Origin of the sequence: Miniimonas arenae, from assembly GCF_006351005.1 — a bacterium.
Taxonomy (GTDB): Bacteria; Actinomycetota; Actinomycetes; order Actinomycetales; family Beutenbergiaceae; genus Miniimonas; species Miniimonas arenae.
Window position 1 is genome coordinate 1 of sequence record NZ_VENP01000078.1, and the last position, 10670, is coordinate 10670.

The following is a 10670-nucleotide window of genomic DNA, read 5'->3' on the forward strand; positions in this document are numbered from 1 at the left end:
GGGGGGGGGGGGGCGCAGGTCGGCCGCGAGCGAAATCCTGGTGAGCCCGCGACTACCCCGCGGTTAGGGTGGTCGGCATGTCCCGGATGAAGAACGCGGAGCGAGCCGCGCGCGCTGCCGCGAAGGGGGACCAGCCGGTCAAGATCGTGGTCGCCCGCAACAAGAAGGCCCGCCACGACTACCACATCGACGACACCTGGGAGGCGGGCATCGCGCTCACCGGCACCGAGGTGAAGAGCCTGCGCGCCGGCCGCGCCTCGCTCGTCGACGGCTTCGTGCTCATCGACCGCGGCGAGGCCTGGCTCGAGGGCGTGCACATCGCCGAGTACGCCGAGGGCACGTGGACCAACCACGCGCCGCGTCGCAAGCGCAAGCTCCTCCTGCACAAGACGGAGATCCTCAAGCTCGACTCCAAGACACGCGAGAAGGGCTACACGATCGTCCCGCTCGAGCTGTACTTCCTCGGCTCGCACGCCAAGGTCGAGATCGCGCTCGCGCGCGGCAAGAAGGAGTGGGACAAGCGCCAGACGCTCCGCGAGCAGCAGGACATGCGGGAGGCGCACCGCGCCATCCGCAACCGCGAGCTCGCCTGAGCTGTCCCATACGCCTGCCGGAGGGACCCGCCGAACCCTAGGCTCGGCGTCGTGAGCACCGCCGCGTACTCCTCCGACACCGAGACCGACGCCGTCCAGGCGGCCGCCGAGGCCGACGCCGCCGACGCACCCCCGCACCGGCGCGCCCTCGTGCGCCGACCTGCCGCGTCGCTCGCCGACGGCCTGGTGACACACATCGAGAAGGCCGACGTCGACGTCGAGCTCGCGCGGGCGCAGTGGGTCAACTACGTCGCGGCGCTCGAGGCGCACGGCTGGCGCACGATCGAGGTCGAGCCGCGCGACGACCTGCCCGACTCCGTGTTCGTGGAGGACGCCGTCGTGCTGTTCGGGCCGTTCGCCGTCGTGACGCGGCCGGGCGCCGACGCCCGCAAGCCTGAGACGGTGGGGGCGCTGCGCGCCGTGGTCGACCTCGGCCTCGAGGTCGCCGAGATCGAGGCCCCCGCGACGCTCGACGGCGGAGACGTCCTCACCGTCGGCCGCACCGTCTACGTGGGTCGCGGCGGGCGGACCAACCCCGAGGGCGTGCGCCAGCTGCGGTTCCTGCTCGAGCCGCGCGGCTACGAGGTGGTCAGCGTCCCGATGACCAAGGCCCTCCACCTCAAGAGCGCCGTGACCGCGCTGCCCGACGGCACCGTGATCGGCTGGGAGCCCGTGGTCGACGACCCCGAGATCTTCCCGACCTTCTGGGCCGTGCCCGAGGAGGCGGGTGCCCACGTCGTGGTCCTCGACCCGCACACGGTCCTCATGTCCGCCGCAGCGCCGCGCACGGCCGCGCTCTTCCGCGACCACGGCCTCGACGTCGTCACCGTGGACATCTCCGAGTTCGAGAAGCTCGAGGGGTGCGTGACCTGCCTGTCGGTGCGCGTGCGCTGACGGCGCGGGCGTGCTCGTGGCGCGAGTGAGCACACGCACCGGCCCGCCCGCCCGGGTGAGCCGCACGACGGCGCGTGAGACGTAGGGTGGAGCGTTCGCCGTCGTCGATCGAGGAGCTCCCGTGGCCAGCCTGCGCAACATCCCCCTCCGACTCACCACCGGTGCGTTCATCCTGAACTCCGGCATCGGCAAGACCCAGCTCGACGCCGAGTCCGCCGCCGGCCTGCAGGCCATGGCCGCGCGGGCCTTCCCGCAGCTCGGCCAGATCAAGGCCGAGGAGTTCGGCAAGCTGCTCGCCGCGGGCGAGCTCGCGCTCGGTTCCGCACTGCTCGCCCCGTTCATCCCCGCACGCCTCGCGGGCCTCGGCCTCACGGCGTTCTCGTCGGCGCTGCTGTGGATGTACCACAAGACGCCCGGCGCGACCGTCGACGGCGTGCGCCCCACCCAGGACGGCACCGGCCTCGCGAAGGACGTCTTCCTCCTCGGCGCCGGCCTGTCGCTGCTGATCGGGAGCTCGAAGAAGAGCTGACGCCGCACGTCCCACGGCGTCGCCCGCCTCGTGCGGGCACGCCGCAGTCGCGCCGTGGGTGCGTCGTGCGGGCGTGGCGGGTGCGCTCCGACCGGGCGGCCCCGCTCCGTCCGAGACCGCCCCCGTAGTGCGCTTGAATGGCTTCATGCAGCTCGGGATCTACACGTTCGGCGACGTCGTCCAGGGCGCCGACGCCGCGACCACCCTGCGCCACGTCCTCGAGCGCGTGCGGCTCGCCGAGCAGGTGGGCCTGGACTACGTCGGGATCGGCGAGCACCACCGGCCGGAGTTCGCGATCACCTCGCCGGCGACCGTGGTGGCCGCGGCGCTGGCGCAGACCGAGCGGATCCACGTCGGCTCGGCAGTCACGGTGCTGTCCACCGAGGACCCGGTGCGCGTCTACCAGCAGTTCGCGACGATGGACGCCCTCTCCGGCGGGCGCGCGGAGCTGCTCGCGGGCCGCGGGTCGTTCATCGAGTCCTACCCGCTCTTTGGGGCGGACCTGCACGACTACGCCGAGCTCTTCGAGGAGAAGCTCGGCCTGCTCCTCGCGCTCGACGACGCCGGTGCGGTGGGGGAGCGGCTCACCTGGGAGGGTCGCTTCCGGCCTCCGCTGTTCGACGCGCTCGTCCTGCCGCAGCCCGACGACGTGCCCGGACGCGGCCGGCGACTCAACCTCGGGATCGCGACCGGTGGCAACCCGGACTCGTCGGTGCGCGCCGCTCAGGCGGGCCTGCCCGTGAACTACGCGATCATCGGCGGCTGGCCCACGCACTTCGCGCCGCTCGCGGACCTGTACCGGCGCGAGTTCTGCCCGCGAGCGGGCGTCGTGGGGGAGGCGGCGACGCCGTCGGTCACGCTCTCGGGGATGGGCTACGTCGCGCGGGACGCGCGCGCGGCGCTGGAGGACTTCTTTCCGTACTGGCACTCCTCGATGCGCACCATCGCGACCGAGCGGGGGTTCGCGCTGCCGAACCGCGTGACGTACGAGGCGACGGCCGCACCCGCGGGCGCGTACGCGATCGGCAACCCCGAGCAGGTCGCGGAGAAGATCGTCCGCACGCACGCAGCCGTGGGGCACACCCGCCAGATCTTCCAGATGGACGTGGGCGGGGTGCCACACGCGCAGCAGCTCGCCGCGATCGAGCTGCTCGGCACCGAGGTCAAGCCCCTGGTCGACGCCGAGCTCGGCGCGGTCGGCCCGCTCGCCTCGGGCGAGGGTCGGGAATAGCGGTGGGCACGACGGCGCTGCACAGGTAGACTCGTGGGGCTCGCCTCGGCGGGTACGTCGGTCGCCCTCGGGCAACTGGTGGGTTTGACAACTGCACAGGGGGGTGAACGGTTTCGACGACGGCCGTTCAGCCAGGGGAAGCGGGTCGAGGATGCGTGGTTATCTCGATAACGCTCCACGCAAACCAATAGGTGCCGATTCCAAGCGCACCGACTTCGCCCTCGCCGCCTGAGCGAGTAGCCGAAGTCCGTTAGTCCCGGATCGCTCTCGGCCGGATCACTAGCGTCATCTAGAGAGCCACTGCTCGTAGCCTTCGTTACCGGGGCTGCGGGGACTTCTAGGTAACTGGGCCCGTCGGCACGTTGTCAGCGCCAGTGCCGGGGCCGAGCAGAACAGCAGCTGACTGCACCCGGAGAAGCCCTGGCTCCACACCGTCGGACGCGGGTTCGATTCCCGCCGCCTCCACAAGCGATTTGGCCGAGTCCTGTGGACTCGGCCTTTTCGTTGCCCTGGTGCCGAAAAGTCGCGGTGGTACCGATTGGCACGAGGGGGCAGGAACATGCACGAGAGGGCCGAAAAACTGTCACCTGGCTGTCACAGCCTCCGCGGGAGGGCGGTGGAGTTGAGATCCACCGAAGTGGCGATCGATTTCACCTCCACTGGTTCACGGAGCGCGTGGTGAGTGGGTCAACGCCCGACCCCCGCCGGCAGGGGCGGGCACGAGCCAGCAGGACGGAGACCACGATGCCCACCCGCACCTCCCTCCCGAGGGGGATCAGCATGTACCGGGGCAAGTACCGGGTCCGCGTCACCGTCGACGGCGTGGTGACCTCGATCGGGGTGTACGAGACGCTGACCGACGCGCGCGCCGCGCTCACCCTCGCCCGGGCCGACATCGTCACGCGCTCGTTCGTCTCCCCGGCCGAACGACGCGCGAGCGCTCGGGCGGAGGTCGAGGCGCGCCGCGCCGAGGCGATCACCCTGGCCGAGTGGGCGCAGGACTGGCTGCTGCAGCTGGAGAACGACCCGCGCCGCTCCCGGGCGACCGCGGTGAGCTACCGCTCGGTGCTGCGCACCCACTGGCTGCCCGTGCTCGGTGAGGTCCGGCTCGTGGACCTGACCACCGAGATGGTCGCCGCGCACCTGGACCACCTCAGGAAGCAGCCCTCGTCCCGCTACGCCGGGCAGCGGGGTAACGGGGTGGCGCCCAACGCCGCTCAGGTGCTGCGCTCCTGCCTCAACGCTGCCGTCCGAGGGAAGGTCGGCGGCCTCACCGAGTTCACGTTCCCCGTCGCGCCCAAGCACACCCGGGTCCGGCCCGAGGACCTGGACGGCGACGTGGCGAGCCCGGCCGAGGTGCTCGCGATGACCGAGGCGATGCCTGAGCACCTGCGCATCGCCGTGCCGCTGGCCGCGTGGTGCGCCATGCGGCTCGGGGAGGTCCTCGGGCTGCAGCGGCGGGACCTGGAGCATCTGGGTGACCCGACCCGGGCGGTGCTGCACATCCGCCGTCAGTGGAACGTCAAGGCCGGGGAGGTGACCGCTCCCAAGTGCCACTCCGCCCGGTCGATCGCGATCCCGTCCTTCCTGCTGCCGCAGCTCCAGGAGCACCTGGCGAGGTTCGTCGGGCCGGACCCGGCCGCCCCGGTCCTCGCGGTCCAGCCCCACCGCACCACCAGGGTCTCCCAGACCCGGTTCGACGTCGCCTGGCGCGCCGCGCGCGAGGCGGCCGGCCGCCCGCAGTTCCGGTTCCACAACCTGCGCCACACCGGGCTCACCGCCTACGCCCAGCAGGGCGCGACCCTGGCCGAGCTGCTCAACCGGGGCGGTCACACCGACGTCGCCGTGGCGCTGCGCTACCAGCACGCCACGCTGGAGCGGGACCGGGCCCTGACCGATCGGCTCGCCCACGCCGTCGGGGACCGGGTCGACTGACGAAGGCGGCGCGGGCGTGAGCCGTGCGAGGTTCGGCCGTGATCGGGTGAGTCACCTGGCTCACCCGATCACGCCCCGCCGCGAGACGGCGGGATCGGCGGCACGATGGTGTTCACAGGCGACATCGTTCGGCGGCAGGAGTGTCTTCTATGGTGCTGATGCGCGAACCATGGGCGACACCACCATGGGTGTGATGCTGCTGGTCGCGGCGTGACGCCCGTTCTCACCTTGGTTGGCTGCGCTTGCAAAGTGCTAGCGTCGCCTCATGACGACGCTCTACATCCGCGATGTGCCCGAGCAGGTCGCCGAGGCCCTCAAGGGACGTGCCGCTGCGGAGGGCAAGTCGTTGTCGGCCTACGTGGCCGCGGAGCTGGCCAGGATCGCCTCGCGCCCCACGAATGCCGAGCTCGTTGCCAGGCTCAGGGATCGGGACCGGTCGGGCGGGCCGACCGTGAGTGACATCCTCGCTGCCGTCGAGTCCGAGCGACGGTGATCGTGATCGACGCCTCGGCCATGGTCGAGGCGCTCGTGGGGCGGGACGTCGACGCCGAGCTGCTTGCCGGCCTCGCCGGTGATGTCGCCGCGCCGCACCTGCTCGATGTCGAGGTGTGTTCGGTGCTGCGTGGGCTGGTGCTGGGTCGAAAGCTCGATGATGCCGTGGCGGAGGACGCGAGGCAGGACCACTTCGCGTTCACGATCCATCGTCACGAGCTCCAGCCGCTCGCTGAGCGTGTGTGGGCACTGCGGCACCAGTTCACGACCTATGACGCCTCCTACCTGGCGCTCGCCGAGGCGCTCGAGGCGCCGTTGTACACGTGCGACGCCAAGCTCGTCAGCAACGGCCACCGCGCCGACGTCCGGGTCTTCCCACTGACCCACTGATCGCGCACGGTGCGGCTCGACCGGCCTGTCTGGGCGGCTGGGCGAGCCGATCAGCCGGACGCGAGAATGCTCGGGATCGCCCTGATGACGAGTGATCTTTGCGCGAAGTGCTCGCCATGCATCATTCGCAGCAGTCTTTGATCGTCATCTTTCACCACGCCGACGTCCGGGTCTTCCCACTGACCCACTGAGCACGCAGCGTGGGTTCAGCGCCTCGGGCGTGCCGGGCCGAGCTCGAGGAGACGTCCACGTGATCGACGCCGATCACTCGCGACGCGCTCCGTCGTGTAGTCGGCATGGACACCAGCTACCCGCGCTACCTCACGATCCGACAAGCCGCTGACGTCGTCGGCTGCTCGCCCGACACCATCCGCCGGATGATCGCCCGCGGCGAGCTGCGCGCCGTGCGGTTCGGTCGCCTGCTGCGGATCCCGCCGACCGCGCTGGACCGGGGCGGACGTCCGGTCACCAACCTCGCCCGACGACGCACCGTCGCGTGAACACGGCCCGTCGTGTCCCGCGCGCCGAGGGTGTTGCCCGTTGCCCGAGCGGTGTTTCCCGTTGTTCGGAGCCCCTTGCCCGGCAACGGGTAACGGGTACGGGTAAGGGGTGGTCTGCAGCATCGAGCCGTTCCCGACGGCAGGAGACGGCGATGCCCACGCGACGCGACGACCACGCGCGAGAGCGCGCCGTGAGCGAGCATCTCGTGGGGGAGCAGGGCCCCGCGGGGGAGCAAGGCGCCGGGATGATGACGGTCGAGGACGCCCGTCACCTCACGGACCGGATCAGGCAGAGCCTGGAAACCACGTGGCAGCTCGCGCTGCACGCGTGGAACCGCCACGCCTGGGTCAGCCTCGGCTACGACTCCTGGGCGAGCTACTGCGAGAGCGAGTTCAGCTCCTGCCGCCTCGCACTGCCTCGCCTCGAACGGGACCGCGCCATCTCCTCCCTGGCCGGCCAGGGAATGAGCAGCCGAGCCGTTGCCTCGCTCACCGGCACCAGCCAGCGCACCGCCGCACGCGTCATCGGCGAGCACCGGGCCGGCACCGAACCGCACACCGTAGAGAGCACGACGGCGCCCGGCCCCGTCAGCGGTCGGGGCGCCCGCTCCACCGGGACGGACGGGAAGGCCTACCCCGCCCGACGCTCCCACCGAGCGGCCGTGCTGCTACGCCAGACCCGCGCCGCGGCCCTGCGCGCGCGGGGGATGACCCAGCGTGCGATCGCCCTCGCGCTCGACGTCGCCCAGGCCACCGTGTCCGCGGACCTGGCAGAGATCGACCAGCTCAGCCGGACCGCCGGGCACGTCATCACCGCCGAGGAGCTCCTCACCCTCACCGACGCCCACGGACGCCATGATGTCGCCGCGATCGGGGCACGACTCGACGTCGCCGTCGCGGGGCTGCGCGACCTGGAGTCGCTCGCACGTCAGCCGGCGCGCGACGTCGAGGCGGTGCTCAGCGTGATCCTCCAGCGGGTGGTCTACGCCGACGAGTGGCTCGACGCGGACCAGCGCCGTCGAGCGATCGAGGTCATCGTGCCGACGCTCAGCGCATGCCTGGAGACCCTCGCCGAGATCCTCCGCGAGTGCCGCACCGCCGCGCACGACGGCGATGCCTGGCCCGAGCTCGCCCGCCGCACCGAGGCGCTGCTCACGGTGGTGACCGCGCCGTGAACCCCGCCACCCGACGTCCGTGCACCCGTTGCCCGTTCGACCTGCGGCCGACCACCGCCGACGGGTTTCACAGCGATGGACGCATGCTACGGAGTAGGACGCGACTCCCCGGGGTGGTGGCGTCGTGAGGGGCGGGGTGCAGCTGTGGCGGGGTGAGGGCGGCGCCGCGGCGCGGCGCTACCTGGAGTCCGACGCGCACCGCCCGGAGGACTACTACCTCAAGGACGGTCCCGGCCTGGTGGACCGGTGGGTCCTCGACGGCGCCGGGAGCCTCACGTCGCGCTCGGTGCTCGACGGCGCAGCGTACGAGGCGTGGGTGGACTGGGTCGACCCGGGCACGGGGGAGGTGCGCGGCACCCCACGGACGAGGCACCGCTACGACGCCGCAGGGTCGGTGGTCGGCGTGGAGCGTTCGCCCCGGTTCGCGGAGATGACGGTCAACTGCGACAAGACGCTCTCCCTCGCGGCGGCCCTGTACCCGGAGGTCTCCCGCGCGCTCGACGCGGCGCAGGAGGAGGCGGCGGGGGCGCTGCTGTCCTGGCTCGCGACGCACTCCCGCACCCGCGTCGGTCCGAAGGGCGCCCAGGTGCACGTCGGCGTCGAGGTCCTGGAGGCCGCCTCGGTGGTGCACCACACCTCCCGCGCCGGAGACCCCCACCGCCACATCCACCTCCAGGTCAACACTCGGGTGTACGCCGCGGGTGGGTGGCGGGGCCTGGACACCGCGCTGATGTTCCGCCAGCAGGGCGCCCTCCGGGGTATCGGGGAGGCCGCGATCACCGCGCACGAGGGCTTGCGGGCCGCGCTGGCCGCCCGGGGGCTGACGTTCGACCCCGCCGCGGGCGACGTCGTCGAGCTGCGGGACGCGGTGCCGGCGATGTCCAAGCGCAGCCGGCAGATCGCCGCCAACCTCGAGCAGATCGAGGCGGACTGGCAGGCCGAGCACCCCGGCCAGGTGCCGGGGCCGCGGGTGGTGCGGGGCTGGCACCGGCTCGCGTGGGAGCAGGGGCGGCCGGACAAGAAGCCCGGCGTCGCACCGGACGAGGACCTGTGGCGGGCCGAGATCCACGCCACCGGCTACACCCACCCCACCGCGCCCGTCCCACCCGCGCCGCGGGTCGAGGTCGGGGCGATCGACCGGGACCAGATCGCGGCCCTGGCGATCGAGCAGGCCCAGGGTCGGCGGTCGACCTGGTCCACCGCCGATCTGACCGAGCACACCGCCCGCCTCCTCTCCCACGCCGGCGTCACGGCACCGCGGCGGGTGCTGATGGAGACCATCGAGGACATCACCACGCGCGCCACCACGTCGTGCGAGTCCGTCGCACCGGCCGGATGGGCGAGTGGCGCGGTCCCGGACGGGTACCGGCACCTGACCAGCCGGCACGTGATCCGCACCGAGCGGCGCCTGGGCGACCTGCTGCAGACCCTCACCGACACCACCACTCCCGGGATCGACGCCGACCACGTCACCTACCTCCTGAACCGACTCGACATCGGCGGCTTCGGGCGGGAGGTGCTGGGGGAGGACCAGCTCGCCGCGGTTACCGCGATGAGCAGCGGCGCCGGACTGGTCGTGGTCACGGGGGCGGCCGGGGCGGGGAAGACCCGGATGCTGACTGCCGCCGCCGCGGTGACCCGAGCCATCGGGTCTCGTCAGGTCGTGGCCGCCCCGTCGATGAAGGCCGCTCTCGGCGCCGCAGAACGAACCGGTGCCGCGGCGTCCTCGGTGCACAAGCTCCTGCACGCCCACGGCTGGCGATGGAACGAGGACGGCACCCGCTGGCACCACCTCCACCCCGGCCAGGTCGACCCGGCCACCGGACGCACCGTCCCCTACCCGTCACCCGCGCTGCGGCTCGACTCCCGGACCCAGCTCGTCATCGACGAGGCCGGGATGCTGGACCAGGAAGCCGCCCTCCGACTCCTCGACCTCGCCAGGGACGCGGGGGCCCAGGTCGTGATGATCGGCGACGTCGCCCAGCTCGGCGCCGTCGGCCGCGGCGGGGTCCTGGACCTCGCCACCCGGCACACCCGTGATCGGGTCGACCTGGCCACCGTGCACCGCTTCACCGATCCCACCTACGCAACCCTCACTCTCGCCATCCGGGAACGACGACAGCCTGCGGCAACGTTCGAGCAGCTGGTGCGGCGCGGGCAGGTTTGCCTCCACGAGACACAGGAGGAGGCCTACGCCGCGATCGCCGCCGACGCCGCCCGCACTCTGTCCGCCCGCTCCGGGGAGAAGGTCGCACTCACCGCGGCGAGCGTGTCCGAGGCCACCGCCCTGAACGCCGCCGTCCACGACGCTCGCGTCCGCCTGGGCGAGGTCCACGACGGCGTCACAGTGACCGGAGCGGACGGGCTGGCGATCGGCGTCGGGGACCACGTCATGGTCCGCCGCAACGACCCCCGCCTCGGCATCGCCAACCGAGAGACGTTCACCGTGACCCACGTCCACCCCGACGGCGCCCTCACCATCACCGACAGCACCCGCCGCCGGCACACCCTGCCCGCTGACTACGTCGCCCAGTACACCCACCTCGGCTACGCCACGACCGGGCACGGCAACCAAGGCACCACCACCACCCACAGCCACACGCTCCTCACCCAGGGGGCCGACGGCGCCGGGCTCTACGTCGGCCTCACCCGCGGCCGCGAGAGCAACACTCTCCACCTCGTCGCCGGCGACCTCGGCGCAGCCCAGGACGTCTGGACCGACGCCATGCAACGCGACACCGGCGACCACGGCCTCCACCACGCACGCCGAGACCTCAACCGTCAGCTCGACGGCTACCAACCTGCCGCACCCGCGCCGCGTACCGTCCCCGGCGGGCACAACTCCAACCTGCTCGACCCGACTGGCCTCCTCGGCCGCACGCTGGGATCCGGATCGCGGGGCCCGGACCTCGGACGTTGACCGGTGCACGC

Annotated in this window: 10 protein-coding genes and 1 other RNA gene; all 11 read left to right on the top strand. The window is 72.3% G+C overall.

Translation table 11 applies throughout. The annotated features are described in order from the left end of the window. Positions 1-77: 77 nt before the first annotated feature. The 11 genes from smpB (at position 78) to mobF (ending at position 10659) form a co-directional block, all read left to right on the top strand. Entirely contained in the window at positions 78-593 is a 516-nt protein-coding gene (gene smpB / locus FH969_RS13945) for an SsrA-binding protein SmpB (protein ID WP_108719458.1), read from the top strand. Positions 594-644: 51 nt separating this feature from the next. After that, positions 645-1487: a dimethylargininase gene (ddaH, locus tag FH969_RS13950; RefSeq protein ID WP_139987760.1), complete on the top strand. Its 843-nt coding sequence runs from the start codon at positions 645-647 to the stop codon at positions 1485-1487. A gap of 121 nt (positions 1488-1608) precedes the next feature. Further along, positions 1609-2016 (top strand): DoxX family membrane protein, encoded by a 408-nt coding sequence (locus tag FH969_RS13955; RefSeq protein WP_139987762.1) that lies wholly within the window; start codon positions 1609-1611, stop codon positions 2014-2016. A gap of 145 nt (positions 2017-2161) precedes the next feature. After that, positions 2162-3247 carry an LLM class flavin-dependent oxidoreductase gene (locus FH969_RS13960; RefSeq protein ID WP_139987764.1) on the top strand — a complete coding sequence of 362 codons (1086 nt, stop codon included), beginning with the start codon at positions 2162-2164 and terminating at the stop codon, positions 3245-3247. Positions 3248-3346: 99 nt separating this feature from the next. Continuing rightward, positions 3347-3715: a transfer-messenger RNA gene (gene ssrA / locus FH969_RS13965) on the top strand. 276 nt (positions 3716-3991) lie between these two features. Then, positions 3992-5182 (top strand): tyrosine-type recombinase/integrase, encoded by a 1191-nt coding sequence (locus FH969_RS13970; RefSeq protein WP_139987766.1) that lies wholly within the window; start codon positions 3992-3994, stop codon positions 5180-5182. Positions 5183-5447: 265 nt separating this feature from the next. Beyond that, the gene (locus FH969_RS13975; RefSeq protein ID WP_139987768.1) at positions 5448-5675 is read left to right on the top strand and encodes a FitA-like ribbon-helix-helix domain-containing protein; all 228 of its coding nucleotides are present in this window, start codon (positions 5448-5450) and stop codon (positions 5673-5675) included. Between the two features lie 2 nt (positions 5676-5677). Then, positions 5678-6064, top strand: a complete 387-nt coding sequence (locus FH969_RS13980) for a type II toxin-antitoxin system VapC family toxin (protein WP_281285386.1) — start codon at positions 5678-5680, stop codon at positions 6062-6064. Between the two features lie 296 nt (positions 6065-6360). Further along, on the top strand, positions 6361-6564 hold the full coding sequence (locus tag FH969_RS13985) for an excisionase family DNA-binding protein (RefSeq protein ID WP_139987771.1): 204 nt from the start codon (positions 6361-6363) through the stop codon (positions 6562-6564). 152 nt (positions 6565-6716) lie between these two features. Further along, complete coding sequence (locus FH969_RS13990) at positions 6717-7739, top strand: hypothetical protein (protein ID WP_139987773.1); 1023 nt, start codon at positions 6717-6719, stop codon at positions 7737-7739. Positions 7740-7863: 124 nt separating this feature from the next. Next, entirely contained in the window at positions 7864-10659 is a 2796-nt protein-coding gene (mobF, locus tag FH969_RS13995) for a MobF family relaxase (protein WP_139987775.1), read from the top strand. Positions 10660-10670 lie beyond the last annotated feature (11 nt).